General features: G+C 73.0%; 22 protein-coding genes, 7 tRNA genes and 1 pseudogene. 18 read left to right on the forward strand and 12 right to left on the reverse strand.

The annotated features are described in order from the left end of the window. The 3 genes from IF29_RS0101990 to argH all read left to right on the forward strand — a co-directional run. The coding region (locus IF29_RS0101990) for a cellulose-binding domain-containing protein (RefSeq protein WP_030248661.1) at nucleotides 1–368 on the forward strand (368 nt) is incomplete at its 5' end. Nucleotides 369–558: 190 nt separating this feature from the next. Beyond that, nucleotides 559–1608 carry a type III polyketide synthase gene (locus IF29_RS0101995; protein WP_030248663.1) on the forward strand — a complete coding sequence of 350 codons (1050 nt, stop codon included), beginning with the start codon at nucleotides 559–561 and terminating at the stop codon, nucleotides 1606–1608. Between the two features lie 95 nt (nucleotides 1609–1703). Further along, a complete protein-coding gene (gene argH / locus IF29_RS0102000; protein ID WP_232241986.1) occupies nucleotides 1704–3128 on the forward strand; it encodes an argininosuccinate lyase in 1425 nt (474 codons plus the stop codon). A gap of 52 nt (nucleotides 3129–3180) precedes the next feature. On the opposite strand, the gene IF29_RS0102005 is transcribed toward argH, so the two are convergent. Beyond that, nucleotides 3181–3906 carry a lysophospholipid acyltransferase family protein gene (locus IF29_RS0102005; RefSeq protein WP_037594137.1) on the reverse strand — a complete coding sequence of 242 codons (726 nt, stop codon included), beginning with the start codon at nucleotides 3904–3906 and terminating at the stop codon, nucleotides 3181–3183. Between the two features lie 106 nt (nucleotides 3907–4012). On the opposite strand from IF29_RS0102005, the gene IF29_RS45780 reads away from it, so the two are divergent. The 7 genes from IF29_RS45780 to IF29_RS0102040 all read left to right on the forward strand — a co-directional run bounded on the left by IF29_RS45780 (nucleotide 4013) and on the right by IF29_RS0102040 (nucleotide 13616). Further along, a complete protein-coding gene (locus IF29_RS45780) occupies nucleotides 4013–4801 on the forward strand; it encodes an RNA polymerase sigma factor (protein ID WP_157623537.1) in 789 nt (262 codons plus the stop codon). Nucleotides 4802–4918: 117 nt separating this feature from the next. Next, nucleotides 4919–5431, forward strand: coding sequence for a GNAT family N-acetyltransferase (locus IF29_RS0102015; protein ID WP_030248672.1), 513 nt, complete (start codon nucleotides 4919–4921; stop codon nucleotides 5429–5431). Nucleotides 5432–5591: 160 nt separating this feature from the next. Next, nucleotides 5592–6194 carry a GNAT family N-acetyltransferase gene (locus IF29_RS0102020; RefSeq protein WP_030248673.1) on the forward strand — a complete coding sequence of 201 codons (603 nt, stop codon included), beginning with the start codon at nucleotides 5592–5594 and terminating at the stop codon, nucleotides 6192–6194. A gap of 79 nt (nucleotides 6195–6273) precedes the next feature. Further along, entirely contained in the window at nucleotides 6274–7473 is a 1200-nt protein-coding gene (gene cbiE, locus IF29_RS0102025; RefSeq protein WP_030248675.1) for a precorrin-6y C5,15-methyltransferase (decarboxylating) subunit CbiE, read from the forward strand. Nucleotides 7474–7859: 386 nt separating this feature from the next. Continuing rightward, nucleotides 7860–11375 carry a nicotinate-nucleotide--dimethylbenzimidazole phosphoribosyltransferase gene (cobT, locus tag IF29_RS0102030; RefSeq protein ID WP_084713396.1) on the forward strand — a complete coding sequence of 1172 codons (3516 nt, stop codon included), beginning with the start codon at nucleotides 7860–7862 and terminating at the stop codon, nucleotides 11373–11375. A 178-nt stretch (nucleotides 11376–11553) separates the two neighbouring features. Continuing rightward, a complete protein-coding gene (gene cobA / locus IF29_RS0102035; RefSeq protein ID WP_030248678.1) occupies nucleotides 11554–12783 on the forward strand; it encodes a uroporphyrinogen-III C-methyltransferase in 1230 nt (409 codons plus the stop codon). Nucleotides 12784–12800: 17 nt separating this feature from the next. After that, nucleotides 12801–13616, forward strand: a complete 816-nt coding sequence (locus IF29_RS0102040; RefSeq protein ID WP_030248682.1) for a TrmH family RNA methyltransferase — start codon at nucleotides 12801–12803, stop codon at nucleotides 13614–13616. A 666-nt stretch (nucleotides 13617–14282) separates the two neighbouring features. Here the strand turns inward: IF29_RS0102040 and IF29_RS0102045 are convergent. After that, nucleotides 14283–15533: pseudogene (locus IF29_RS0102045) on the reverse strand (serine/threonine-protein kinase); the annotation flags it as partial. Nucleotides 15534–16035: 502 nt separating this feature from the next. Here IF29_RS0102045 and IF29_RS0102050 point away from each other — a divergent pair. Further along, nucleotides 16036–16242: a hypothetical protein gene (locus IF29_RS0102050; RefSeq protein WP_030248685.1), complete on the forward strand. Its 207-nt coding sequence runs from the start codon at nucleotides 16036–16038 to the stop codon at nucleotides 16240–16242. 151 nt (nucleotides 16243–16393) lie between these two features. Here the strand turns inward: IF29_RS0102050 and IF29_RS0102055 are convergent. The 5 genes from IF29_RS0102055 to IF29_RS0102075 form a co-directional block, all read right to left on the reverse strand. Further along, nucleotides 16394–16465 (reverse strand) — tRNA-Val (locus IF29_RS0102055). Between the two features lie 33 nt (nucleotides 16466–16498). Then, nucleotides 16499–16570, reverse strand: a tRNA-Val gene (locus IF29_RS0102060). A 70-nt stretch (nucleotides 16571–16640) separates the two neighbouring features. Beyond that, nucleotides 16641–16715, reverse strand: a tRNA-Val gene (locus tag IF29_RS0102065). Nucleotides 16716–16753: 38 nt separating this feature from the next. Continuing rightward, nucleotides 16754–16824: transfer RNA gene (locus IF29_RS0102070), tRNA-Cys, on the reverse strand. A gap of 30 nt (nucleotides 16825–16854) precedes the next feature. Next, nucleotides 16855–16927 (reverse strand) — tRNA-Gly (locus tag IF29_RS0102075). Between the two features lie 246 nt (nucleotides 16928–17173). Here IF29_RS0102075 and IF29_RS0102080 point away from each other — a divergent pair. Genes IF29_RS0102080 through IF29_RS0102090 form a run of 3 tightly spaced genes read left to right on the forward strand, consistent with a single transcriptional unit; the run spans nucleotide 17174 to nucleotide 19952 of the window. Continuing rightward, a complete protein-coding gene (locus tag IF29_RS0102080; RefSeq protein WP_030248686.1) occupies nucleotides 17174–18226 on the forward strand; it encodes a chorismate-binding protein in 1053 nt (350 codons plus the stop codon). Between the two features lie 56 nt (nucleotides 18227–18282). After that, nucleotides 18283–19101 (forward strand): aminotransferase class IV, encoded by an 819-nt coding sequence (locus IF29_RS0102085; protein WP_030248688.1) that lies wholly within the window; start codon nucleotides 18283–18285, stop codon nucleotides 19099–19101. A 2-nt stretch (nucleotides 19102–19103) separates the two neighbouring features. Then, the gene (locus IF29_RS0102090; RefSeq protein ID WP_030248692.1) at nucleotides 19104–19952 is read left to right on the forward strand and encodes a GNAT family N-acetyltransferase; all 849 of its coding nucleotides are present in this window, start codon (nucleotides 19104–19106) and stop codon (nucleotides 19950–19952) included. Nucleotides 19953–20105: 153 nt separating this feature from the next. Here the strand turns inward: IF29_RS0102090 and IF29_RS0102095 are convergent, their stop codons facing one another. Further along, nucleotides 20106–20603 carry a DsbA family protein gene (locus IF29_RS0102095; RefSeq protein ID WP_037594083.1) on the reverse strand — a complete coding sequence of 166 codons (498 nt, stop codon included), beginning with the start codon at nucleotides 20601–20603 and terminating at the stop codon, nucleotides 20106–20108. A 69-nt stretch (nucleotides 20604–20672) separates the two neighbouring features. Between IF29_RS0102095 and IF29_RS0102100 the strand changes: the two genes are divergently transcribed. Next, nucleotides 20673–21134 (forward strand): hypothetical protein, encoded by a 462-nt coding sequence (locus IF29_RS0102100; RefSeq protein WP_030248697.1) that lies wholly within the window; start codon nucleotides 20673–20675, stop codon nucleotides 21132–21134. Here the strand turns inward: IF29_RS0102100 and IF29_RS0102105 are convergent. Both IF29_RS0102105 and IF29_RS0102110 read right to left on the reverse strand, forming a co-directional pair. Further along, nucleotides 21115–21738, reverse strand: a complete 624-nt coding sequence (locus IF29_RS0102105; RefSeq protein WP_051724787.1) for a CGNR zinc finger domain-containing protein — start codon at nucleotides 21736–21738, stop codon at nucleotides 21115–21117. The two genes, IF29_RS0102100 and IF29_RS0102105, sit on opposite strands and share 20 nt — an antisense overlap. Before the next feature lie 225 nt (nucleotides 21739–21963). Then, complete coding sequence (locus IF29_RS0102110; RefSeq protein WP_030248700.1) at nucleotides 21964–22377, reverse strand: SsgA family sporulation/cell division regulator; 414 nt, start codon at nucleotides 22375–22377, stop codon at nucleotides 21964–21966. A gap of 305 nt (nucleotides 22378–22682) precedes the next feature. Here IF29_RS0102110 and IF29_RS0102115 point away from each other — a divergent pair. Further along, nucleotides 22683–22754, forward strand: a tRNA-Val gene (locus tag IF29_RS0102115). A gap of 66 nt (nucleotides 22755–22820) precedes the next feature. Here IF29_RS0102115 and IF29_RS0102120 read toward each other — a convergent pair. Next, nucleotides 22821–23333 (reverse strand): isochorismatase family protein, encoded by a 513-nt coding sequence (locus tag IF29_RS0102120; RefSeq protein ID WP_030248703.1) that lies wholly within the window; start codon nucleotides 23331–23333, stop codon nucleotides 22821–22823. A 105-nt stretch (nucleotides 23334–23438) separates the two neighbouring features. On the opposite strand from IF29_RS0102120, the gene IF29_RS0102125 reads away from it, so the two are divergent. Further along, nucleotides 23439–23510 (forward strand) — tRNA-Val (locus IF29_RS0102125). An 84-nt stretch (nucleotides 23511–23594) separates the two neighbouring features. Here IF29_RS0102125 and IF29_RS0102130 read toward each other — a convergent pair. Continuing rightward, the gene (locus IF29_RS0102130) at nucleotides 23595–24323 is read right to left on the reverse strand and encodes a 3'-5' exonuclease (protein WP_030248706.1); all 729 of its coding nucleotides are present in this window, start codon (nucleotides 24321–24323) and stop codon (nucleotides 23595–23597) included. 179 nt (nucleotides 24324–24502) lie between these two features. Between IF29_RS0102130 and IF29_RS0102135 the strand changes: the two genes are divergently transcribed. Continuing rightward, nucleotides 24503–25084: a DUF4365 domain-containing protein gene (locus IF29_RS0102135; protein ID WP_030248708.1), complete on the forward strand. Its 582-nt coding sequence runs from the start codon at nucleotides 24503–24505 to the stop codon at nucleotides 25082–25084. Nucleotides 25085–25130: the final 46 nt, after the last annotated feature.

The following is a 25130-nucleotide window of genomic DNA, read 5'->3' on the forward strand; positions in this document are numbered from 1 at the left end:
CCCCCACCCCCACCCCCACCCCCACGTCCACCACCGCGGCGGGCGCCTGCGAGGTGGACTACAGCCTCAGCAGCCAGTGGAGCGGCGGCTTCGGCGCCAATGTCACCCTGGTCAACCACGGCACCGCCGCTGTCAACGGCTGGACCGTCGGCTGGACCTTCCCCGACGGGCAGAAGATCACCCAGCTCTGGAACGGCAGCTACACCCAGTCCGGGTCGGCCGTCACGGTGAGCAACCTGTCCTACAACGCGACGATCGCCGCGGGCGGATCGGTCTCCTTCGGCTTCAACGGGAGCTGGACCACGGCCGACGACCCGCCCGCCGCGGCCACCCTGAACGGCACCCTCTGCACCGTCAAGTCGTCGTAACGGCGGGTGGGGGCCGCGGCGGCGGCCCCCACCGGCCCGGTTCAAGCCATACGGGACAGCGCGATCTGCCGGAGACTGCCAGAAAGGCCGAGACTCACCGCCTTGTTACCAATGGAAGGTTTGTACGATCAGGAGCCAGAGGGCCAGGGCACTACCTGTGATCTGCCGACGCCCCGACCGGAGGCCGCAAATGCCTGTCCATGTGAGCAGACCCGTCGTCGTCTTCCCGCCGTACGAGGTGGAGCTCGACGAGATCCTGGCCGACATCCGGACCCACCACGCCGACCATCCGGACCTGCGGCGGATCCTGCGCATCGTCGGCCGCACCGGCGTTCGGAGCCGGCGCTTCGCCCGACCGCTGGAACAGGTCGCGAAGAGCGAGCCGATCGAGGAGCGCAACCGGCGCACCTTCGCGGACGTCTGCGCGCTGGGTGAGCAGGCCGCCCGCGCGCTGCTGGCCGAGCAGGGTGTCGAACCGGGCCAGGTGGACTGTGTCGTGACCAGCCACAGCACCGGGATCGCCATCCCCGGCCTGGACGTGCACCTGTTGAACGCCCTCGGGCTGCGCCCGGACGTCCGGCGCCTACCCATGACCCAACTCGGCTGCACCGGTGGCGCCCTGGCTCTGGTCCGCGCGGTGGAGCAGGTGCACGCCCATCCGGGGAGCAGGGTGCTGGTGGTCATCGCCGAAGCGCTCAACACGGTCTACCAGCACTCCGACGACAGCGTCGAGGCCATGATCTACAAGGTGCTGTTCGGTGACTCCGGCGGAGCCGTCATGGTCAGCGACACTCCGCTGGGCACCGGTCTGGTGGTGCAGGACACCTGGGAGTTCACCCTCCCCGACACGACCGAACGCCAACGCCTCAGGCTCGACGGTCTCGGCCAGCACTTCGACTCCACGTCCGGTGCGTTGAAGTCCATGGGCGAGCTGGTTCCTCCGCTGCTCGACTGGTACCGGCGCTCGGCGGGGCGGGACGCCCCCGACTTCTGGGTGGCGCACACGGGAGGGCCGCGCATCCTCAGCGATCTGGAGGACGGCGTGGGCTGCGACCGGAAACAGCTGGCCCACTCCTGGGACAGCCTGCACGAACGCGGCAACCTCGGCGGAGTGGCCGTCCTCGATGTCCTCGACCGGCTCTATGCGACCCCGCCCGACCAGGGCGCCTCCGGGGTGCTGATCGGCCTCGGGCCCGGTTTCTCCGCCGCGGCCTGCCGTGCCGTCTGGCACATCGGCTGAACAGGCCGGCCCGGCCGTCCCCGGTGTGTTTGATTTCCATACGGCGGCATGCATAATTATTCCAAGCAATGCATGGCGCTGAGGGGACTACGACCGTGAGCAACAACGACAACGTACGGCTCTGGGGAGCCCGCTTCGCCGACGGCCCGTCGGAGGCGCTGGCGGCGCTGAGCGCCTCGGTGCACTTCGACTGGCGACTCGCGCCCTACGACATCGCCGGGTCCCGGGCCCACGCCAAGGTGCTGCACCGGGCCGGACACCTCAGCGCGGACGAACTCCAGCGGATGCTGGACGGGTTGGAGTCGCTGCTCGCCGACGTCGAGTCGGGCGCCTTCACCGGGACGGTCGCCGACGAGGACGTGCACACCGCACTGGAGCGGGGCCTGCTGGAGCGGCTCGGCCCGGACCTGGGCGGGAAGCTGCGTGCCGGACGGTCCCGCAACGACCAGATCGCCACCCTCGGCCGGATGTACCTGCGCGACCACGCCCGGATCATCGGCGGACTGCTGCTGGACCTGCAGCAGGCCCTGGTCGGACTGGCCGAGGCGCACCCGGGCACGGCCATGCCGGGCCGGACCCACCTGCAGCACGCCCAGCCGGTGCTGTTCGCCCATCATGTCCTGGCCCACGTCCAGGCGTTGGGACGGGACGCGGAGCGGCTGCGGCAGTGGGACACCCGCACCGCCGTGTCCGCCTACGGCTCCGGGGCACTGGCCGGGTCCTCGCTGGGCCTGGACCCGCAGTTCGTCGCGGCCGAGCTGGGCTTCGAGGGCGGCAGCGCCGCCAACTCCATCGACGGCACGGCCTCGCGCGACTACGTCGCCGAGTTCGCCTTCGTGACCGCGATGATCGGCATCAACCTCTCCCGGATCGCGGAGGAGGTGATCATCTGGAACACCCGCGAGTTCGGCTTCATCACGCTGCATGACGCCTTCTCCACCGGCTCCTCGATCATGCCGCAGAAGAAGAACCCGGACATCGCCGAGCTGGCGCGCGGCAAGTCGGGCCGGCTGATCGGCAATCTGACCGGTCTGCTGGCGACCCTCAAGGCGCTGCCGCTGGCCTACAACCGGGACCTGCAGGAGGACAAGGAGCCGGTCTTCGACTCCTGCGACACCCTGGAGGTGCTGCTGCCGGCCTTCACCGGGATGATGGCGACGCTCACCGTCCACGACGAGCGGCTGGAGGAGCTGGCCCCGGCCGGCTTCTCGCTCGCCACCGACATCGCCGAGTGGCTGGTCAAGCAGGGCACGCCGTTCCGGGTCGCGCACGAGGTGGCCGGCGCCTGCGTGAAGTTCTGCGAGCCGCGCGGCCTGGAGCTCTCGGACCTGACGGACGAGCAGTTCGCGGAGATCTCACCGACGTTGACGCCCGAGGTGCGCGAGGTGCTGACGGTCCACGGGGCGATCGCCTCCCGCGACGGACGCGGCGGCACCGCGCCGACGGCGGTGGCGGTGCAGCTCGCCGAGGTGAAGGCGGACCTGGCGCTCCAGCAGGAGTGGGCCGGCGTCGAGCACTGATCCCGGCCGGGGAGCGGAGGGCGGCTGCGGACGGCAGCCGCCCTCCGCTCCGTCAGGCCGCTTCGGGGAGTTGCTCGGCGGCCGCGGCGGCTGCCGCCCGGCTGGCCAGTGCCTTGGCCTTGGTGGCGTACATGTCGACGTACTCCTGGCCGGACAGCTCCAGGATCGCCGACACGATCTCGTCCGTCACCGCGCGCAGCACATAGCGGTCGTCGGCCAGGCCCTCGTAGCGGGAGAAGTCCAGCGGCGGCCCGAAGCGCACCTCGGGGCGCGGGCCGAGGCGCCAGCCGGTCCGGCCGTTGGGCTGGACCCGGTCCGTGCCGACCAGGCCGACCGGGATCACCGGGACGCCGCTGGCCAGCGCCAGCCGGGCGATACCGGTGCGGCCGCGGTGCAGCCGGCCGTCGGGGGAGCGGGTGCCCTCCGGGTAGATCCCGAACAGCTTGCCCTCGCGCAGGGTGCGCAGGCCGGTGTCGATCGCCGCCATCGAGGCCCGGCCGCCGCTGCGGTCCACCGGCACCGCCCCGACCCCGGTGAAGAACCAGGCCGACAGCCGTCCCTTGAGCCCGCTCCCGGTGAAGTACTCGGCCTTGGCCACGTAGTGGACCTGCTGCGGGGCGAGCAGCGGCACGAACACCGAGTCGCAGAACGACAGGTGGTTCGGCGCGATGATCGCCGGGCCCCGGGTCGGGATGTGCTCGAGTCCGCTGATGCGCGGCCGGTAGAGCACCCGCACCAGGGGACCGACCAGGACCCATTTGAGCAGCCAGTAGAACACCACAGTCCTCCAGGGCGGGCGTCGCGGAATGGTGATGACGCTATCGGCTCCGGGTTACCGGGGGAAACGCGCCGGGACGTGGGCTTGGTTACATTCTGTCGATCGGTTGACTACGGAGGAGTGCGGCCGTGCGGCCGGTGCGGCCGAATGGCGGATCACCCGTGCGGGTGGATCGCGCCGGGACGCGGATCCGGAGGGCTGCACTCCGGCGTCGACGCTGACGATCCGCCGGGACCCGATCCGCCGGAAGCCGATCGCCCGGAACCCGCACCGCCCGACCCCGGGAGCGCCGATGCAGCCCACCGCCGCCGACCCCGCCCTGCGCGGCACCTTCCTGGCCCTGCTGCGCAGCCTCGCCACCGCGCACGCGCTGGACGCCGAGGAACTGGAACAGCAGGTGTGGCTGCGCGCCGCGGCCGAGCGGCGCCGCTCCGACCCGGGCTCGCGGCTGCGGGCGCTGACGGTCCAGGAGTTCCGCCGGGCCCGGGAGGAGGCGCGCGGGCGGGCCAGGGACCTGGAGGCGGCGGGGCTGCTCGCGGCGGCCCGCACGGCGGCCGACGCCGCCTCGCCCGAGGCGCTGGCCCTGGGCGCGGAGCAGGGCCGCGAACTGCGGGCGGCGATCTCCCGGCTGCCGGCGCGCTGCCCCGACCTGCTGGCAGCGTTGCTGGAGCTGCCGCCGATGAGCTACCGGGAGCTGGCCGACGAGCTGGCGATGCCGCGCGGCAGCATCGGCCCGACCCGCTCGCGCTGCCTGGCCTGCCTGCGCCGGCTGCTGACCCGGCAGCCCACCGCCGGGCATCCGGATCCTGCCGGGCGGCCGGATCCCGAGGGGCGGCCGGATCCCGCCGGGAAATCGATGATTGGGAGGGGTGGCGGTATGGGTAGTGGGCTCTAAACGTACGCCCGGTCCCGACGGCTCCCGTCGGGACCGACCCACCTCCGGTCAGGGCAACCCGGTCGCACCCCCCTCATCCTCGCGACCGGGGTACACAAGAAAGGGAGGAATGCGCGCATGGGCATGAGCGTGACCACCTCGATCGCCACCGAGGAAGACGCGGAGCGGATCCTCAAGCTCCAGTACCTCTGCTACCAGAGCGAGGCCGAACTCTACGGGGACTGGGCCATCGAGCCCCTGACCCAGACCCTGGACAGCCTGCGGACCGAGCTGAAGGAGCGTCATGTGCTGGTCGCCCGTCTGGGTGACGAGGTCGTCGGCAGCGTCCGCGGCTGGGTGGACGGCGACGGGCTGGGCCGGATAGGCCGGCTCTGCGTGCACCCCCGGATGCAGCGGCACGGTCTGGGCACCCGGCTGATCGGTGGCATGGAGCGGCTGCTCGCCGCCGGCGACCAGCCGGTGCGCGGCTACCGGCTCTTCACCGGGCACCGCAGCCTCGGCAATCTGCGGCTCTACCAGCGGCTGGGCTACCGCCAGACGCAGGTGGAGGAGGTGACCCGCAGTCTGAGCTTCATAGGCCTGGAGAAGCCGGTCGCCGAGCCGGTCACGCAGTTGGCCGCCACCGCCTGATCCGGCACCGCCCCCGCATCGCCCCACCCGGTGTGAGTCCTCCACCGGGTCGGGGCGATACGGCTGTCCGGGGCCGAAGGGGTGACGGCGGCCCCCTTTCTGGAGCATGATCGTTCCATCAGCCCCGCAGAGGAAGGGGCAACAGGCAGGAGCCCGGCAGATGACGTCCACCTTTCCCGAGATCTCGATCAGTACCGATCGGCTGGTGCTGCGAGCCTTCGAGCCGGAGGACGTGGTCGCGCTGACGGACCTGATGAGCGACGAACTGGTGCGCACCTGGACCACCGTCCCGCTCTCCTACTCCGAGCAGGACGCCAGGAACTGGATCGCGCTCGGCGCCCCGGCCGAACGCGCCCAGGGACGCGGAATCGTGCTGGGCGTCCACGAGTTCCTCACCCAGCGGCTGGTCGGCTCGGTCCGGCTGCGGCGCACCGACTGGCGGCTGCGGGCGACCGAGGCGACGGTGGCCACCGGGCCCTGGGCCCGCGGCGAGGGCTACGCCGGGGAGGCGCTGCTCGGTGTCGCCCACTGGCTGTTCGAGGACCAGAAGTTCGAGCGCCTGGAGCTGCGCACCGCGGCCGGCAACACCGCCGCCCAGCAGGTCGCCCAGAAGATCGGCTGCATCAGCGAGGGCGTGCTCCGCAACGCCTGGATCGTGCGCGACGGAGAGAGCGCGGGACGGGCCCGCAGCGATCTGATCGTCTGGAGCCTGCTGCCCGAGGACCTGGACGGTCTCGGCCAGGACGAGGATCCGAACTGGTGACTCCGCACCGCTGATCGGACCGACTACGCTGCACGCGGCACACCATGGGCACGCAAGCATCCGAGGGGGACCGGCCGCAATGGCTGACCGGGTCACAGTGATCGGCTGGGACGGCTCACCGCTCTCCCAGGCCGCGCAGGCCGCACTGGACGCCGCGACACTCGTCGCCGGCGGCACCTACCAGCTGCAGAACCTCAGAATCCCGGCCTCGGCGGACCGGATGGCGCTGGGCAGCGTCGAACTGGTCGCCCGCAGGGTGGCCGACCACCGCGGCGCCGCGGTGGTGGTGGCCGAGGGCGACCCGGGGTTCTTCGGCGTGGTGCGGACCCTGCGCCGGCCCGAGCACGGACTGGAGCTGGAGGTCCTGCCCGCGGTCTCCTCGGTCGCCGCCGCCTTCGCCCGCGCCGGGATGCCCTGGGACGACGCACAGGTCGTCAGCACCCATGGCCGGGGCCTGCGCCGGGCCGCCAACGTCTGCCGGGCGCACGCCAAGGTGGCGGTGCTGACCTCGCCCGGCGCCGGCCCCTCCGAGCTGGCGCTGATGCTGCGTGACGTGCACCGGACCTTCGTGGTCTGCGAGGCGCTGGGCACCCCGGACGAGAACGTCACCGTGCTCACCTCCGACCGGGTCCCGGACCACCTGTGGCGGGACCCCAACGTGGTGCTGGTGGTCGGCGGGAGCGCGCAGGGTCCGGTGCCGCCCTCCGGCTGGATGGCCGGACGCCCGCTGGACTTCCCCGGCCCGGTCCGGGGCTGGGCGCTGCAGACCCCGCCGGAGGAGGCCGCAGTGCCGGGGGCGCTCCCGGCCGCGGTCCGCGCGCTGGTGCTGGCCCGGCTCGGCCCGCGCCCGGGCGACCTGCTCTGGGACGTGGGCGCCGGCACCGGCGTGGTGGCGCTGGACGCCGGGCGGGCCGGAGCCGCCGTCATCGCCGTCGACCAGGACGGCGACGCCTGCGCCCGACTGGATGTCAGTGCCCGCCGCTACGGTGTGGAACTGCAGACCGTGCACGGCACCGCCCCGGCGGTGCTGGCCGATCTGCCCGAGCCCGACGTCGTGCTGGTGCGCGGCGGGGCGGAGGTGCTGCGCGCCTGCCTGGGCCGCCGTCCCGAACGCGTGGTCGCCCTGCCCAGGACCCTCCAGCAGGTCGAGGAGGTCCGCCGGGCCTTCGCCGAGGTCCACTACGCGGTCGAGGGCGAACTGCTGCACGCCGCCCCGCTGGCGGAGGGCGACGGCTTCGGCGCCGCCGAACCCCGATTCGTGCTCTGGGGCAGTCGCTGAAAGGTTCCTGAGTGCCCGCCGGACGGTCTTCGCGACCCTTCTGAGCAGGCGTCGGATGCCCACTGTTCGATACTGCCGACCGCGCTGTCACCGGTGGCCGGTAGGCTGACGCATGGTTCTCACGGACCGTACGTGCCGGACGTTTCGAACGTGGCGCAGGCCACATGGCGTCTGTGCGCGCTCGTTCGTCCCCGGGGCGGACGGACGGGGAGAATGCCGGTACGTCCGGGGCGATCGTGCCGGTTGCCCCGGTTCAGTCGTTGTTGTTGGGGAGCAGACCGGTGTCAGCCGGTCCGTCGCAGCGGAGCGAGGACCGGAAACATGGGTGCTGCGGTCCGTGATCGCGCCGCCAAGGACGCCACGCGGCCCTGGAAGGAGCCAGTGACATGAGCGATACCGGCCACGTCCCGACCGGGGGGACGACCGAGCAACCGCTCGCGACGAACGGCGCGGAGCAGTCCCCGAACGGGGCGTCCGCCCCGATCGGCGAGCCGTCCGCCCGCGACCCCTTCGGCAGCGACGCCTCCCTGGGACGCAACCAGGCGTTGCCGCAGCCGCTCGGCTCCGAGGTCGCGCCGCCCCCGTACACCTTCCTGGACCTGCCGGACGAGGACGACGAGGACGAGCTGCTGATGCCGGGTCCGCAGGGCTCCTGGAGCGAGCCGGCGACCCCGCGCGAACCGCAGCCCGCCTTCCAGCCGCAGGTTGTCGCCCAGCCGGCCGCCGCGGCGCCTGCGCCCGCCCTCCTTCCGGAGCCGGAGCCGGCCGCGCCGGTGCCCGCCGAGGGGACGGTGCCGGCCCCGTCCTGGCCGCCGCTGACCCCGCCGACGGCTCCGGCCCCGGCTCCGGCCGTTGCGGCGGCGTCGGAGAGCGCGCCCGCAGCTGCCGCGCCGGTGGCCGAGCAGCCGCAGCAGGTCCAGCCGGTGGTCGCCGCGCCGCGCCGGCCGCTGCACGCCGGGCCGCCGATCCCGGACCCCTCGCTGATGACCGGTCAGGTGCCGGTGCGCTCGCTGGCCGACCGCGGCCCGACGGCCGGCGCGGAGTCGCCGTTCACGGTCTCCTCACCGGCGACCCCGCCCTACGGCATGCCCGCGGCCCCGGCCGCGCCGACCGGTCAGCATCCCGGCCCCGAGTACCTGGACCAGCCGGTGGGTGCCGCCGCTGCGCTGGGCACCGCCGTCGGCACCGCACCGGTGCAGGTCGAGCCGGTGCCGGCCGAGCCGGTCGAGAGCACCGGACCGGCGCCCGAGCCGGTGGCGGTCACCGTCCCGGTGCAGATGCCGTCACCGGAGAGCACCCTCGGGGCCAACCCGGTGCAGCCCGCGCCGGTGCAGGAACCGGAACCGGTCATCGTTCCGGAGCCGCGGCCCGCGTCCTCGGCCCTCCCCGTCGAGCCCGTGGAGCCGGTGGAAGCCGCCGCCCCGGTCCAGGCCGCCCCCACCCCCGTCGAGCCGGTCGCCGCCGAGCCGATCCCGGTGGAACCCGTCGCGGTGGAACCAGTAGCCGCGGAACCGATCGCCGTGGAACCAGTCGCTGTGGAACCAGTTGCTGTGGAACCGGTCCTGGTGGAGCCGTCACCGGAGCCGGCCGCCGCGCCGGCTCCCGCCGCCGAACCGGCGCCCCAGCCCGAGCCGCCGGCGGCCGAGGCTGAAGCTGTACCTGAGGTCGAGGCAGCGGAGCCGGAGGCCAGGCCGGAGTCCTCCGCACCGCAGCCGGACGCCGCCATCCCGGCCCAGGGCGCCTCGCCCGAGGCCGGCGGCAGCCGGATCTCCGCGTTCATGTCCCCGCCGCCGCGCCAGTTCGTCATGGAGCCGGTCGTCGAGTCCGTCCCCGAGACCGTCGCCGACGTCAGCGCCGCCGCCGAGGTGGAGCCCGAGGTCCCGACCGGGGCGCCCGCCGCCCCCGGCACCTCGGAGAGCACCGCTCAGGGCACCGGGACGCTGTCGGACCCGGTACTGTCCCCCGTCCATCCCGCAGCGGAAGCGCAGCCTGTGCCTGAACTCCCTTCGCAGTCCACCGCTGTACCCGTGCCGGAGCAGGCGTCCGAGCCCGAGCGGCGGGTCCTCGCCGTGGACGGCTCCGGCGCCGCCGAGGCCGGGACGGTGCAGCAGCCGGAACCCGAACCGCTGCCCCCGGCCGTCCCCGACGGCCCCGCGGCCCCGGCCTACGACGACGAGATGCGGGACGCGGTGCACCGGGTGATGCGCGAGCGCCGCGACATCCGCAACGGCTTCCGTCCCGACCCGATCCCGCACGAGGTGCTGATCCGGGTCCTGGAGGCGGCCCACACCGCCCCCAGCGTCGGCTACTCCCAGCCCTGGGACTTCGTGGTGATCCGCTCCGCGAAGACCCGGGCCCGGATGCACGAACTGGCGGAGCGTCAGCGCGAGGTCTACGCCGAGACGCTGCCCAAGGGGCGGGCCAAGCAGTTCAAGGAACTGAAGATCGAGGCCATCGTCGAGACCCCGGTGAACATCGTGGTCACCGCGGACCGCACCCGCGGCGGCCGGCACACCCTGGGCCGGCACACCCAGCCGCAGATGGCGCCGTACTCGGCCGCGCTCGCGGTGGAGAACCTCTGGCTCGCCGCCCGCGCCGAGGGCCTCGGCGTCGGCTGGGTCAGCTTCTTCGACGAGCAGGAGATGGTCCGCGAGCTGGGCCTGCCCGAGCACCTGGACGTGGTCGCCTACCTCTGCGTCGGCTACGTCAACGAGTTCCCGGCCGAGCCCGAGCTGGCGCAGGCCGGCTGGGCCAAGAAGCGCCCGCTGTCCTGGGTCGTCCACGAGGAGACCTACGGCCGCCGCGCGCTGCCCGGCGAGGAACCGCACAGCGTGCTGCAGGAGACCCTACGCGGCATCAGGCCGCTGGACGCCAAGGCGCTCGGCGAGGCCTGGGACCGCCAGAAGCGGATGACCAAGCCGGCCGGCTCGCTCGGCATGCTGGAGATAATCTCCGCGCAACTCTGCGGGCTGTCCCGCAAGTGCCCGCCGCCGATCCCCGAACCGGCCTGCGTCGCGGTCTTCGCGGGCGACCACGGCGTGCACGCCCAGGGCGTCACGCACTGGCCGCAGGAGGTCACCGCCCAGATGGTGGCCAACTTCCTGGCCGGCGGCGCGGTGGTGAACGCCTTCGCCGCGCAGCTCGGTGCCGAGGTCTGCGTCGTGGACGTGGGCGTGGCCTCCGAGCTGCCCCCCGCCATCGACTCCGGCCGCACCACCGGTCTGCTGCCGCGCAAGGTGCGTCCCGGTACGGCCGACATGACCGTCGAGCCGGCGATGACCCGCGAGGAGGCGCTGCGCGCCATCGAGGTCGGCATCGAGACCGCCCGCGATCTGGTCGCGGCGGGCAACAAGGCCCTGGTCACCGGGGACATGGGGATCGCCAACACCACCGCGGCGGCGGCCCTGATCTGCGTCTTCACCGGGGAGGACCCCTCCGTGGTGACCGGGCGCGGCACCGGCATCGACGACGAGACCCATGCCCGCAAGATCGCGGTGGTCCGCGAGGCGCTGGCCCTGCACCGCCCCGACGCCTCCGACCCGATCGGCGTCCTGGCGGCGGTCGGCGGCCTGGAGCACGCGGCCCTGGCCGGCTTCCTGCTGGGCGCGGCCAGCCTGCGCACCCCGGTGATCCTCGACGGGGTGATCGCGGGTTCCGCGGCGCTGGTGGCCAAGGCCATCGCCCCCGAGGTGCTGGCGGCCTGCGTCGCGGGCCACCGCTCGGCCGAGCCCGGCCACAAGGCCGCTCTCGCGAAGCTGGGGCTGCGTCCCCTGATCGACCTCGACCTCCGCCTCGGCGAAGGCACAGGTGCCCTGCTGGCCCTGCCCCTGGTCCAGTCCGCGGCTCGCGCCATGCACGACGTCGCCACGTTCGACTCGGCCGGGGTCACGGAGAAGCACTGACCCTCTGCGGGAGTTGCTGTCCGCGCAGTTCCCCGCGCCCCTGGATAGTGCAACTGGCCCAGTTGCAGCACCCTGGGGGCGCGGGGAACTGCGCGACGAACCATGCACCGCGCCGCACCGTCGAACTGAGCGCACCATTCAGCTCATCAGAACCTGCACACGAAGCCCTGGAGCCACCATGCCGCCCGAGAACGACACCACGCCGTACCCGGTCGGTCTCCTCCTGCAAGGCCGCCGCGTCGTCGTCCTCGGCGGCGGCACCGTCGCCCAGCGCAGGCTGCCCGCCCTGCTCGCGACCGGCGCCGACGTGCACCTCTTCGCCCCCGAGACCACCCCCTCGGTGCAGGCCATGGCCGACGCCGGCGAACTCACCTGGCATCCCCGCCGCTACGCCGCAGGCGACCTCGCCGGGGCCTGGTACGTGCTGGCCGCCACCGACGACCCGGCGGCCAACGCCGCCGCCTCCGCCGAGGCCGAGGCCGACCGCACCTTCTGCTCGCGCAGCGACGACGCCTCCGCCGCCACCGCGTGGACCCCGGCCACCGGACGCCAGGACGGCACCACCGTCGCGGTCCTCTCCGGCGACCCCCGCCGCTCCGCCGCGCTCAGGGACGCCGTGGTCGCCGGCCTGCGCGAGGGCACCCTCGCCGCCGCCCACCACCGCGGCCGCACCGCGGGCGTCGCCCTGGTCGGCGGCGGTCCGGGCGACCCGGACCTGATCACCGTCCGCGGCCGCCGCCTGCTCGCCGAGGCGGACGTGGTGGTCGCCGACCGCCTCGCCCCCCGCGCGCTGCTGGACGAACTGCCGCCCCATGTCGAGGTCATCGACGCGGCCAAGATCCCCTACGGCCGCTACATGGCCCAGGAGGCCATCAACAACGCCCTCATCGAGCACGCCAGGGCGGGTAGGTTCGTGGTCCGGCTCAAGGGCGGCGACCCCTACGTCTTCGGCCGCGGCATGGAGGAACTGCTCGCCTGCCGCGAGGCCGGCGTGCCGGTCACCGTGGTCCCCGGCATCTCCAGCTCCATCAGCGTCCCCGCGGCCGCCGGCATCCCGGTCACCCACCGCGGCGTCACCCATGAGTTCAGCGTCATCTCCGGCCATGTCGCCCCGGAGGACCCCCGCTCGCTGGTCGACTGGGACGCCGCCGCGAGGATGCGCGGCACCCTGGTGCTGCTGATGGCGGTGGAGCGCATCGGCGCCATCGCCGCCGCGCTGGTCGCCGGCGGCCGTGACCCGCAGACCCCGGTCGCCGTGGTCCAGGAGGGCACCACCGCCGGCCAGCGCCGGGTCGACGCCACCCTGGCCACCGTCGCCGAGGTGGTCGCGGCCGAGGAGATCCGCCCGCCGGCCGTCGTGGTCATCGGCGACGTGGTCGCCGTCAACAACTTGGCAGCCCAGATCTGAGCGGGCAGGATCGACCTGTGGCCGAACTCATCACCATTGACGATCCCCAGGACCCCCGTCTGCGCGACTACGTCGCCCTGACCGACGTCGAGCTGCGCCGGCGGCGCGAGCCCGAGGAGGGCCTGTTCATCGCCGAGGGCGAGAAGGTGATCCGCCGGGCCCGGCTGGCCGGCTACCGGATGCGTTCGATGCTGCTGTCGGCCAAGTGGATCGACGTGATGCGCGACGTCATCGACGAGGTCCCGGCGCCGGTCTACGCGGTGGCGCCGGAACTGGCCGAGCAGGTCACCGGCTACCACGTGCACCGCGGCGCCCTGGCGTCCATGCAGCGCAAGCCGCTCGCCGCCGCCGCCGACGTGCTGGCCGGGGCGCGCCGGATCGCGGTGCTCGAAGGCATCGTCGACCACACCAACATCGGCGCCGTCTACCGCAGCGCCGCCGCGCTCGGCATGGACGCCATCCTGCTCTCGCCCGACTGCGCCGACCCGCTCTACCGACGGGCCGTCAAGGTGTCCATGGGGACCGTCTTCTCGGTCCCCTACGCCGTGCTTGACCCCTGGCCGCGGTCGCTGGAGACGCTGCGCGAGGCCGGGTTCTCGCTGCTCGCGCTCACCCCGCACGGCGACTCGGTCCCGTTGTCCGAGGTCTCGCCCAAGCTGCTGGAGCGCTGCGCGGTGCTGCTGGGCTCCGAGGGCCACGGGCTCAGCACCGAGGCCCTGCGCGCCGCCGACGCCTGGGTCCGCATCCCGATGTCGCACGACGTCGACTCGCTCAACATCGCCGCCGCCGCCGCGGTGAGCTTCTACGCCCTCTCCCAGCAACCGGTGGGCTGAACCCCCGGAGCCCCCGCAGCCCCCGGTACCTGCGGAACCCCCGCGGCCCCGGAGGCGTCAGCCCTGCTGGCCGGCCACCGTGCCGGTCCCCGGCCAGGTCTCGCTCATCGTCCCGTTGCCCAGCGGGGCGTAGCGGGTGGTGCTGGCCGGGCGGGTGCCGGAGGCGGCGGTGTGCTCCTCGCGCAGCACCGCTCCGTCGGCGATCCGCCAGGTGCCGGTGGCCTGGGGGTCGCCGGTGGAGGCGTGGGAGGCCAGCAGAACCGGTTCTGCAGCGGAGCCGGCCGCTGTGCCGGACCCGGCCGCGCCACCGGGCAGCTGGTAGAGCTCGATCAGGTCCTCCGGGACCGCGCCGTCCTGGCGGGTGAGCACCACCACCGCGGCCGGGTTGCCCCGGTAGCGGGCCGGCAGCACGCTGCTGAGCGCCACTGGCGCGGTGCCCGCCGCCGAGGCGCGGCCGTCCTTGAGGACGACCGTGGAGCCGTCGCTGGGATCGGGGTAGCTGCGGTCGGCCCAGTCCACGCCGTCGGTGCCGCCGTCCGCCGTGGCCGGTGCGGCCTGCAGTGCGTCCCCCGCCGGGGACGGGGCGACGGCGGGCACGGCCGCCGCGGGGCGGCTCGCCGCGGTGGTGGGCCGCGGCGGCGACTGCAGGCCCCGGCTGTCACGGTTCTCGCAGCCCTGGGCGGCGGCGATGGCCAGCGCCACACCCACCGTCACGGTGATGAAGACGATCAGCCGCTGCCGCAGCAGCCGCCGCGAGGAGCCGCCCGGCCGTGCGGCCGGACGCTGCTGCGATCCGGTCGGCGGGGGAGTGCGCCGGGCTGCGGGCGCCGGTGACGGCGCGGTCGGCCGCGAGTCGTGCCGCTGCTCCGGCCGGACGTCCCGGCGGGTGTGCTGCTGCGCGTCCTGGCGCGGCGGCTGCGGTTCGCGCATGGTCGGCGGCATCGGACGCCGGGTCGCCGGACGGGCCGGCGGGCGCCCGCCGCCCTGGGCCACCGCGGGGCCGCTGCCGCCCCGGCCGGGTGCCTGGGCCCGCTGGGTCGCCTCGGCCGGACGGCTCTGCCGGGCCTGCGGCCGCGGCACCTGGCTGAGGCCGATGGCCGTCCCACGCGCGGTCAGTTCCTTGAGCCGGTCGTGCAGTTGGGCCGTGGTCGGCCGGTCCGAAGGCTCCTTGGCCAGGCAGGCCCGGACCACCGGCAGCAGCGCGCCGGGGACGTCGCTGAGGTCGGGCTCCTCGTGCACCACCCGGTAGAGCATCACCTCGGAGGTCCCCGAGCCGAACGGGGAGTCGCCTGTCGCCGCGTAGGCGAGCGTGGTGCCCAGCGCGAAGACGTCGGTGGCGCTGGTCACCGCGATGCCGCGGACCTGCTCGGGGGCCAGGAAGCCGGGCGAGCCGACGGCGGTGCCGACATGGGTGAGCGTGCTGGCGCCGGTGGACCAGGCGATGCCGAAGTCGATGATCCTGGGCCCCTTGGGGGACAGCAGGATGTTCGAGGGCTTGAGGTCGCGGTGCACCACCCCCGCCTCGTGGACGTGGACCAGGCCGTCGGCCAGCGCGGCGCCGATCGCGGTCACCTCGGGCCAGGGCAGCGGCCCCTCGTCGCCGACCCGTTTGTAGAGCGAGGGCCCGGGCACGTAGGCGGTGGCCAGCCAGGGCCGTTCCACGTCGATGTCGGAGGCGACCAGGCGCGCGATGCAGCCGCCCCTGATCCGGGCGGCGGCGGCGACCTCGCGGGCGAAGCGGGTGCGGAACTCCTGGTCCTCGGCCAGCTCGGAGCGGATCAGCTTGAGCGCGACCTTCTGCCCCTTGCGGTCGGAGCCCAGGTAGACCACACCCATACCGCCCGTGCCGAGCCGCCGGTGCAGGCGGTAGGGGCCGACGACTCGCGGATCCTCCCGCCGGAGCCGCATCATCGCCACATTTCCGTCCCGCCGTCAGGTCCCCGTGCGGGGGCTGTTGTCCCTGCCAGCCGACAGCTTACGGACTGGGTCGGGCGGTGTGCTGATACGCAACGCAGTGACGATCCGTGGGATTGTCGGATTTCCCCCGGTCGGCTCCGCCCGGGACCCTCCGGTACTGCACCCGCAGTACCCCCGCCCCGTATCCGGGTGGTACCGGTGCTACCGCTCTGACCTGTGCTTTCACCGTCCCCTCCGGGCTGCTGTCAGGGGTGACCCTGACAGCCGGGGGACCGGCCCTCCCCCTCCGGTAGTAGTCCCCGGGGAGGACCGTCCTCCTTCCGGATGCCGCAGGGACGGTCCCGGGGCATGACGCCCGGCCAGGGGTGCCGACCGTAGGTTGGTACCAGCGGTGGGCGGGCAGCTCGTCCCCCGAGGTACTCCGCCCACCGCGACCAGCCAACGATCAAGACCGCCTGCCGACGATGACGAAGCAGCAGCCGACGAGAGTGGGAACCAGGCCATGTCCGTATACACGGGTGGAACAGCCAGGGGAGGATCAGTACGGCGCCGTCGCCAGTCCGATCGCGCTCGTACCAGCGAGACCAGGAACCCGCTGATCGCCCTGGCGATCGCGCTCCCGGTCGCCGCACTGCTGGCTTTCGCCTTCGGCGGCTGGTCGCAGTTCACCGTGCAGGCCACCTCGGTGCTGCATCTCATCCAGCACTGAGTCCACCGCTGACCGGTGCCCCGCAGACTGCGGCGCCGCGTCCGGACTGTCGGTGAGGGCAGCCCGGGCGCGGACGCCGCGCACCACGCAACGCACGTGCACGGCATCACGAAGAGGGCCCGTCCGCAATCGGACGGGCCCTCAACTGCTGTGCGCGATACTGGGATTGAACCAGTGACCTCTTCCGTGTCAGGGAAGCGCTCTCCCGCTGAGCTAATCGCGCGGGGTGGTACGGACAAGTCCCCGGGGGGACTCGTGCGCGATACTGGGATTGAACCAGTGACCTCTTCCGTGTCAGGGAAGCGCTCTCCCGCTGAGCTAATCGCGCGGGACACTCGTCGAACGGTGCTGCGGCAAACGTTACTGCGGCAAACGGTACTGCGAACCCCCGAGGGGGCTGGTGCGCGATACTGGGATTGAACCAGTGACCTCTTCCGTGTCAGGGAAGCGCTCTCCCGCTGAGCTAATCGCGCATGAGACCCCGAGTGGCGTGCCACTCAAAACCTCGCTGAGGTGGAGACGGGATTTGAACCCGTGTAGACGGCTTTGCAGGCCGTTGCCTCGCCTCTCGGCCACTCCACCGAGCAAGGGCCAACCTGCAACCCTCAACCGAGCGGACGACGGGATTCGAACCCGCGACCCTCACCTTGGCAAGGTGATGCTCTACCAACTGAGCCACGTCCGCATGATCTCCAATGTGCTTCCCGCCCGACTTTCCGCGGTCCGCTTCCTGGCGACGTGTTGAACTTTAGCGGATTCCGGGCCCAGCTCAAATTCCGTATCCCGGCAGCGTGCCGTGCTGACCCCGCGATGACCTGCGGACAGGCGTCCCGACCACCCGTTACCTAGACTGCGGCAGCGCGGAGACCCCGCGCCCCCCGGACAGAATCCCGAGCCAACCGTGACCTCAACCGAGTCCCTCCTTCCGCCGATGGCCCGTTTCGACGGTCTGGTCGCCACCGGGCTGCTGGACGTCACCGACGATCCGGCGGCGCTCGACGGCTCCGGATTCTGGGCCGTGGTCGCCGATTTCGAGGGCCGGCTCACCTGCGCCCGCTTCGCCGAGGTCCGACCGGCCCGGTCCGCCGGCGCCGGCCCGCAGGCGGCCGGTACCGAGACGGCCGGGCCGTCCTGGGTCGGCCCGGCCCGCACCGCCTGGACCAGTTCGCTGGACCGCGACGGCTATCTGGCCGGGGTGCGCCGGATCCGCGAGCAGATCGCCGCCGGCGAGGTCTACCAGGCCAACCTCTGCCGGGTGCTGTCCGCGCCGCTGCCCGACCCGGCCCGCGCCGACGTCGACGCCCTCACCGCCCGGCTGGCCCGCGGCAACCCGGCCCCCTATGCCGGAACGGTTCGCCTCCCGGCCCAGGGCGTCGAGGTCGCGACCGCCTCGCCGGAGCTCTTCCTCGAACGGGAGGGGGACACCGTCCGCTCCGGCCCGATCAAGGGCACCGGCCGCACCGAGGACGACCTGCTGGAGAAGGACTTCGCCGAGAACGTGATGATCGTCGACCTGGTCCGCAACGACCTGGGCCGGATCTGCGCCACCGGCAGCGTCACCGTCCCGGACCTGTGCGCGGTGGAGAAGCACCCCGGCCTGGTCCACCTGGTCTCCACGGTGCAGGGCCGGCTGCGGCCCGGCGCCGGCTGGCCCGAGGCCATGGCCGCGACCTTCCCGCCCGGATCGGTCACCGGGGCGCCCAAGTCCAGTGCGCTGCGCATCATCCGCGCCCTGGAGACGGTTCCGCGCGGCCCCTACTGCGGCGCCGTCGGCTGGGTGGACGCGGACCGGCGCCGGGCCCGGCTCGCCGTCGGCATCCGCACCTTCTGGCTGGACCGGGACGACCCGGCCGGACCGCAGGTCCGCTTCGGCACCGGGGCCGGCATCACCTGGGGCTCCGATCCGCAGCGGGAGTGGGACGAGACCGAACTGAAGGCCGCACGGCTGCTCGCGGTAGCGTCTGAGGCACCAACGCCGCAGTAGCCCGAGCTGCAGCAGCCGGGGCTGAGGTGTCCGAAGCCACAGAGGGAGAGCCCACCGTGCGGATCTGGGTCAACGGCGCGCTGCGCGAGTCCACCGAGGCCATCGTGTCGGTCCTCGACCACGGCATGACCGTCGGCGACGGCGTCTTCGAGACCGTGAAGGCCGTCGACGGCACGCCCTTCGCGCTCGGACGCCACCTGGACCGGCTGGAGCGCTCGGCCCGCGGCCTCGGCCTGCCCGCGCCGGAGCGCGAGCTGGTCCAACGCGCCTGCGCGGAGGTGCTGGCCGCCAACCCGGCCAAGCTCGGCCGGCTGCGGATCACCTACACCGGCGGCCTCGGCCCGCTCGGCTCCGACCGCGGCGACAGCGGCCCCAGCCTGATCGTCGCCCTCGGCGAGGTGGCCCACCGCGCGGACACCGCCGCGGTGGTCACCGTCCCCTGGACCCGCAACGAGCACAGCGCCGTGGCCGGGCTGAAGACCACCTCCTATGCGGAGAACGTGGTCGCCCTGGCCCGCGCGCACCAGTACGGCGCCTCGGAGGCGATCTTCGGCAACACCGCCGGCCGGCTCTGCGAGGGCACCGGGTCCAATGTCTTCGTCGTCCTGGACGGGCGGATCCTCACCCCGCCGCTCACCTCCGGCTGCCTGGCCGGGGTCACCCGGGCGCTGGCCCTGCAGTGGCTCGACGCCGAGGAGGCAGACCTCCCGCTGAGCGTGCTGGAGGAGGCCGACGAGGTCTTCCTCACCGGCACCCTGCGCGACATCCAGGGCGTGTCCCGGGTCGACGACCGCGATCTGCCCGCCCCCGGTCCGGTCACCGCCAAGGCCGTCGCCGTCTTCGCCGAGCGCGCCGCCGCCGATCTGGAGCCGTGAGGATGACCACCACGCTCCGGCCGCTGGGACCCGAGCGCAGCAGGCCCGACGGCGGCCGGGAGCGGACCTTCGAGGTCCGCGTCAACGGCCGGACCGTCGGCGGTCTGACCGCCCTGGTCTCCGGCCGGCCCGGCCCCCGGGTCGGCTCCGTCCGGGGGCTGACCATCGATCAGCCGGACCGCCGTCGCGGCCGCGGCACCGTCGCGGTGCTCGCCGCGGAGGAGGTGCTGCGCTCCTGGGACTGCGTCCGGGTCGACATCGCCGTGCCGGACGGACCGGACGAGCAGGCCGCGCTGGGCCTGGCCGGCACCCTCGGCTACACCCTGCGCGGCCTCAACATGCGCAAGGCGCTGTCGGCCGAGGCACCGGACCTGCCCGAGGGGAGCCGGGGCCGCCCGATGTCCGAGGACGAGTTCGGGTCCTGGCTGGCCCAGGAGTCGGAGGGCTACGTGGCGGGGCAGATCGCCGCCGGGATGACGCCGGAGCAGGCCAGGGCCAGGTGGCAGGCGGAGCACACCGCGGTGCTGCCGGACGGGCTGGCCACCCCGGGCGCGGTGGTCCGCCGGCTGGAGGCCGGGGGAGTGCCGGTGGGCGCGGTCTGGGTCGGCACCGCGATCCCCGAGGCGTCCCCGGACGAGCCGCCGGCCTGGGTGTTCATGGTGGCCGTCGACGAGCCCCACCGGGGGCGGGGCCACGGGCGTTCGCTGATGCTGCTGGCCGAACGCGAGTGTGTGGCCCGCGGTGTGCGGGAGCTGGGGTTGCACGTGTTCGCGGCGAACACACCGGCGGTGTCGCTGTACCGCTCGCTGGGGTACCGGACCTACCGGAGCCTGTTGCACAAGCAGCTGTAGGTTCTCCGGGTGCGGACCGTAGATGGTCGGTCGCGCAGTTCCCCGCGCCCCTGGGTAGGTGCAACTCGCTCTCTGCGGTTCAGTTGCAGCCCCCCAAGGGGCGCGGGGAACTGCGCGACAAGCCAGGCACACGCCGCACCCGGGAGCCGCACCCTAGGGCGCGCCCAGAAGCTCCATGATCCGCTCCCGCAGCCCCCGCTGGGACTTCCCGCCGTCGAGCCGCTTCCCGGCCACCACATAGGTGGGCGTCCCGGTCACGCCGATGGCCTTGCCCTCGGCCTGGTCCGCGTCGACCGCCAGCATGTGCCGGCCGTCGATCAGCGCGGTGTCCAACTCCTCGGCGTCCAGCCCCAGCTCCCGGGCGACCTCGACCAGCAGGTCCTCCCCGCGCCGCGCCAGCTCGTCCACCCTGGCCAGCACCGCCTCGACATAGGGCCAGCCCCGGCCCTGGACGAAGGCCTCCTCGGCCGCCTGCGCCGCTGCGAAGGCGTGCTTGTGCTTGTCCAGCGGGAAGTGCCGCAGCACCACCTCCAGCCGGTCGCCGTAGGCCTCCCGCAGTGCGCGCACGTCGTCCAGCGCCGCGGCGCAGTCCGGGCACTGCAATTCGCACCAGTACTCGACCTGGAGGTAGGAACTTTCGCTCATGGTCATCAGTCTCCCATTACGGGCAGGATGGAGATGTCGGACCACCAGTCGGACCAAGCAGGAGGAGACAGGACGATGACCGCGATCGTGTGCATGGGACTGTCCGCGGCGGGGGTGGTGATCGCCCTGCTGGCCGGCGCTCGCGGCCGGATCCGTTCCGCGTTCCGCTGGCTCGGCGTCGCCCTGGTGCCGGTCGGCCTCTACCTCACCGGCCTGATCACCGTGTTCCGCCGGATCGGCAGCGCGCTGTCGAGCTGGGCCACCCACCTGGTGTTCGACCCCAAGGTCTGGACCGGCCTGGCGATGCTCGGCGCAGCCGTCCTGCTGCTGCTCGCCACCGGCATCGGCCGCCGGTCCCGGCAGCGGGAGCAGGGGCAGGGGCAGGAGCCGGTCAAGGCGGCCAAGCAGCCCAAGGCGGCCCGGGGCGGCTCCTCCGTCCCCGCCGTCACTGCCAAGCCGGCCGGCCAGAAGTCCGCGGCCGACGATCTGAGCGACTTCTCCGACGTCGAGGAGATCCTCAAGCGCCGCGGGATCTGACCCCGTCCGCACCGGACGCCTCGGCCGCCCCCACCATCGCGTCCGGCGACTCCGCCGCGGTCCGCTGTCGGGCCCGGTAGGCGGCCACGTGCAGCCGGTTCCCGCAGGTGCGGCTGTCGCAGTAGCGGCGCGAGCGGTTCCGCGACAGGTCGACGAAGACCCGCGCGCAGTCCGGCGCCTCGCAGCGGCGCAGCCGCTCCCGCTCGCCGGCCACCACGATGAAGGCCAGCGCCATGCCGGCCTCCACCGCCAGGTGGTCGGCCAGGGCCGCGCAGGGCGCGAAGAAGTGCATGTGCCAGTCGTGGCCGTCGTGGTCGGTCAGCCTGGGCGTGGACCCGGCCCTGGCCACCATCGCGTTCACCAGTTCGGCCGCCGCGCGGGTGGAGTCGGCCAGGAACACCTGGCGGATCTGTCCGCGGACCCGGCGCACCGCCGCCAGGTCCTCCGTCCCCAGCGTGCCGACCTCGCTGATCTCGTGCCGGACCACGAAGCCGCGCAGCGCGGCCAGGTCGGGCAGCCCCTCCTGTCCGCAGGCGTCCGGGTCGGTGTTCAGCAGGTCGACCAGCACATCGAGGGCGCACTGCGTGTCGTGGGTGATCAGCACGGCGGCACTCCCTGGGGTCTCCGGGCGGGTTGGCGGCGACTCTACCGCTGCCGCCTGGGACCGCGCTGGCCGCGACATGCGGAAGTCGCCGCGGCCCGGGTGGGGGTCCGCGGCGACTTCTTTCCAGCTTTGGGAGCACTTGGTGCAGGTGGAGCGGCTGGTGCTGGTGGCGCGTTCCGTGCCCCCGAGTAGCACGGCTGCGCACGGTAGAAGGAATGAAGCGGTTCAGTTCTCCGCAAGGATGTGGGAGAGCTCTCGGTCGAGATCGAAATGGCGGTGCTCGGTGCCCGGGGGCACCGCGGCATCGGTTCGCTTGAGGAAGGACTCCAGCGCGCGCGCCGGGGCTTCCAACAGGGCTTCTCCTTCCGGAGAGCTCAGGGCGATGCAGACGACTCCTTGTCCGTGGCTGCGGGAGGGCCAGACACGGACGTCACCGGTCCCGGTAGGCCGGTGCAGCCCCTCCGCAAGGAGGTCGCGGGCGAACACCCAGTCGACGGTTTCGTCGGCGCCCGTGTGGAAGGTGGCGTGCACGGCATAGGGGTCGGCGGTGTCGTAGCGCAGGCCCGCGGGGACGGGCAGTGATGACTCGCTCGACACGATGAGGCGCAGGTGCAGCTCGCAGCTGACCGTGGTGTTCATAAGCGCCAGGGCCTTTCGCTCAGTGTGCGCTCGGGGATCGCACGTCGGCGAACGGACCATCCCACCTGTGCGACCGGTGTAAACCCGTCTGTCCCGATTAGTACGTTCCTGGTACCCCTTCCGGCTCAGCAGTCACGCCCGTCACGGGCGTTCCGCCAGCCTGCGGCAGAGCTGCCCGGCGGCGACAGCGCAGGGGCGAGATCCAGTCACCCGGGGGCCGGTCCGCCGTCCCGGGGCAGGTCAGGAGCACCCGGCCCGATGCGGTAGTGTTTTCCCTGCACCGCCCGGAACGGGCCGGATGCGAGGCGCGATTAGCTCAGTGGGAGAGCGCTCCGTTCACACCGGAGAGGTCGCTGGTTCGAACCCAGCATTGCGCACCGAAGGCAGCGGCCCCGCAGATCAGCGATCTGCGGGGCCGCTGCCTTTCCCGCGTTCTCCCGCGCTCAGAAGCGGATGTCGTCCCAGCGGGTGACCGCCGCGCCGGCCGCCGCCAGTTCCAGCTCCACCGCCGCCGAGATCTCCGCGGCCGGCTGCCCGTCCGGGTAGGTGGCGTGCGCGCCGCTGGCCAGCTCCACCGCGTGTCCACGGGCGATCGCCGCGAGCGAGGTGGCGCGGACGCAGTAGTCGCTCTGCAGGCCCGCGACGACCAGCGGCGATCCCGGCGGGAGCAGCCGGTCAAGACCGGTCCCGGCGAAGCTGTCGGTGCTGAGCTTGTCGATCACGTGCTCCTCGGGCAGCGGTTCGAACACCAGCTCCCAGCCGGGGGTGCCCGGCGCGTCCGGGTCGCCGACCTCCGGATCCCCGGTGTTGCGGACGTGGACGATCACCGATCCGGCCCGGCGGGCCCGGTCGAGCAGTTCGGCGAGTGCCGCCCGGACCGCGCTCGCGTCGGGGACCGGCTCGGGCGGGAGCAGCATGTTGCGCTGGACGTCGATGAGCAGAAGTGCGGAGGTCATGACAGCAATTTAGCACTGGTGTTCGATGGTGGGCGACGGAAAAGGCATTTAGGACACCGGGAGACGTGATGCTAATGTTCACTCCGTCGCCACCACGGTGGGCAGGCGCGATTAGCTCAGTGGGAGAGCGCTCCGTTCACACCGGAGAGGTCGCTGGTTCGAACCCAGCATTGCGCACCGCGGTCTGACCGCACGAAAGTACCGAAGGCCCCTCACGTCGAGGGGCCTTCGGCGTTTCTGACCGAGGCTCAGCAGGTCCGGTCAGGCCGCCTGTTCCTCCACCCGGCGCCGCAGCGGCCAGGAGGTGTCCACCGCTTCGGGCGAGCCGCTGCGGTTGAACCACTGCTGCAGCCCCCGCGCCTGCGCCGCGTGCCAGACCGCCTGGCGCAGGTGCAGCTCTGCCGGGGTCAGCGCCGCCAGCCGCTCCTCGAACCGTGCGCCGATGGCCCGCACCAGCAGCATCGCCGCGGTGGCGTCGGCCGCCGCGTCGTGCGCCCCGTTCAGCACCACGCCGTAGTGCGCGCACAGGTCGCCCAGGGTGCGGCGGCCCTTGCGGTAGCGGTCCAGGTGCTTGTCCAGCACCCGGGGGTCCACCACCAGCAGCGGCGCGCTGGCCACGTAGTCGCCCAGCGAGGAACCCCGGTGCCGGCCCAACTCCCGGTCCAGCAGCGTGAGGTCGTAGGGGGCGTTCATGATCACCAGCGGCAGTCCGGCCCTGGCCGTCTCGGCCAGCGCCCGGGCGATCTCCTCCACCACCACCGGCGCCGGACGGCCGTGCTCCCGGGCCCAGCGGTCGGTCAGGCCGTGCACCGCGGTGGCACCCTCGGGGATCGGCACGCCCGGGTCGGCGGCCCAGTCCCGGCGCCGCACCGGGCCGCCGGCGGACTCCTGGACCACCAGCGCCGCCGTCACGATCCGGTCATGTTCCACGTCCACACCCGTGGTCTCGGTGTCAAAGGAAGCCAGCGGCCCCTCGTACCAGTCGGTCATGGCTTCCTCCCCCAGTGGTGGTGACAGTGAGGTGATACCCGGTCACCCTCGGCATTCAATCCCCCTGTGCCGAATTACCGCAGTGAGCTGCGGATCCGTTTGACCCACCGTCAGGCCGGAGACAACAGACAGTGACGGCCCGTCCGGTCCGGGCGGCGGGCTGCCCAACGGGGAAGACGATGGCGCTGACACAACCCGAACCGGCCGACCCGCCGCTCGAATGGGGCGGGACCGGAACGGGACAACCGATGCGAGGTCAACTCGCGGTCACCTCCTGCATGGAGACCCTCCAGGTGGGCTATCTGCACGCGGTCGCGGCGGCGGCGGGATGCGCACTGTCCTCGCCGTTCCCCGACAACGGGATCGACTGGCACGTGAGCCACGGCAGTTCGCAACACACCGAGGACGACGAGGCCACCATCAAGGTCCAGCTCAAGTGCACCTACCAGATCCCGCCGAACCCGGCAGGACCGTGGTTCAGCTTCACCCTCGACAACGACCATCTGCGAAAACTCGCCCACGCACGGGTCGCCGTGCACAAGATCCTGGTCGTCATGCTGGTCCCCAGGGAGGTCGACCAGTGGCTGCTGTCCGGCCCGGACCGGCTGGAGCTGCGCCACTGCTGCTACTGGGTCAACCTGGCAGGGCACCCGGTCACCGGAAAGCGCCGGACGAATGTCCGGATTCCGACCGGCCAGGTCTTCGACGACCGCGCCCTCTGCGCCATCATGGCCCGTGTGGGAGCGGGAGAGCGTCCTTGAACGAGGGCTCTGCGGTATCGACCCCCGCGGGAGGGACAACGTGACA

Origin of the sequence: Streptacidiphilus jeojiense (assembly GCF_000719095.1) — a bacterium.
Taxonomy (GTDB): domain Bacteria; phylum Actinomycetota; class Actinomycetes; order Streptomycetales; family Streptomycetaceae; genus Streptacidiphilus; species Streptacidiphilus jeojiensis.

What these genes read in the sequence shown, in the direction of transcription:
- cbiE (WP_030248675.1), top strand. Translation starts at nt 6,274, where the DNA reads ATGGCTGACCGGGTCACAGTGATCGGCTGGGACGGCTCACCGCTCTCC.
- IF29_RS0102020 (WP_030248673.1), top strand. Translation starts at nt 5,592, where the DNA reads ATGACGTCCACCTTTCCCGAGATCTCGATCAGTACCGATCGGCTGGTG.
- IF29_RS0102090 (WP_030248692.1), top strand. Translation starts at nt 19,104, where the DNA reads ATGACCACCACGCTCCGGCCGCTGGGACCCGAGCGCAGCAGGCCCGAC.
- cobT (WP_084713396.1), top strand. Translation starts at nt 7,860, where the DNA reads ATGAGCGATACCGGCCACGTCCCGACCGGGGGGACGACCGAGCAACCG.
- IF29_RS0101995 (WP_030248663.1), top strand. Translation starts at nt 559, where the DNA reads ATGCCTGTCCATGTGAGCAGACCCGTCGTCGTCTTCCCGCCGTACGAG.
- cobA (WP_030248678.1), top strand. Translation starts at nt 11,554, where the DNA reads ATGCCGCCCGAGAACGACACCACGCCGTACCCGGTCGGTCTCCTCCTG.
- IF29_RS0102135 (WP_030248708.1), top strand. Translation starts at nt 24,503, where the DNA reads ATGGCGCTGACACAACCCGAACCGGCCGACCCGCCGCTCGAATGGGGC.
- IF29_RS0102080 (WP_030248686.1), top strand. Translation starts at nt 17,174, where the DNA reads ATGGCCCGTTTCGACGGTCTGGTCGCCACCGGGCTGCTGGACGTCACC.
- IF29_RS0102110 (WP_030248700.1), bottom strand. Translation starts at nt 22,377, where the DNA reads ATGAACACCACGGTCAGCTGCGAGCTGCACCTGCGCCTCATCGTGTCG.
- IF29_RS0102100 (WP_030248697.1), top strand. Translation starts at nt 20,673, where the DNA reads ATGACCGCGATCGTGTGCATGGGACTGTCCGCGGCGGGGGTGGTGATC.
- IF29_RS0102130 (WP_030248706.1), bottom strand. Translation starts at nt 24,323, where the DNA reads ATGACCGACTGGTACGAGGGGCCGCTGGCTTCCTTTGACACCGAGACC.
- IF29_RS0102120 (WP_030248703.1), bottom strand. Translation starts at nt 23,333, where the DNA reads ATGACCTCCGCACTTCTGCTCATCGACGTCCAGCGCAACATGCTGCTC.
- IF29_RS0102095 (WP_037594083.1), bottom strand. Translation starts at nt 20,603, where the DNA reads ATGACCATGAGCGAAAGTTCCTACCTCCAGGTCGAGTACTGGTGCGAA.
- IF29_RS0102015 (WP_030248672.1), top strand. Translation starts at nt 4,919, where the DNA reads ATGGGCATGAGCGTGACCACCTCGATCGCCACCGAGGAAGACGCGGAG.
- IF29_RS0102050 (WP_030248685.1), top strand. Translation starts at nt 16,036, where the DNA reads ATGTCCGTATACACGGGTGGAACAGCCAGGGGAGGATCAGTACGGCGC.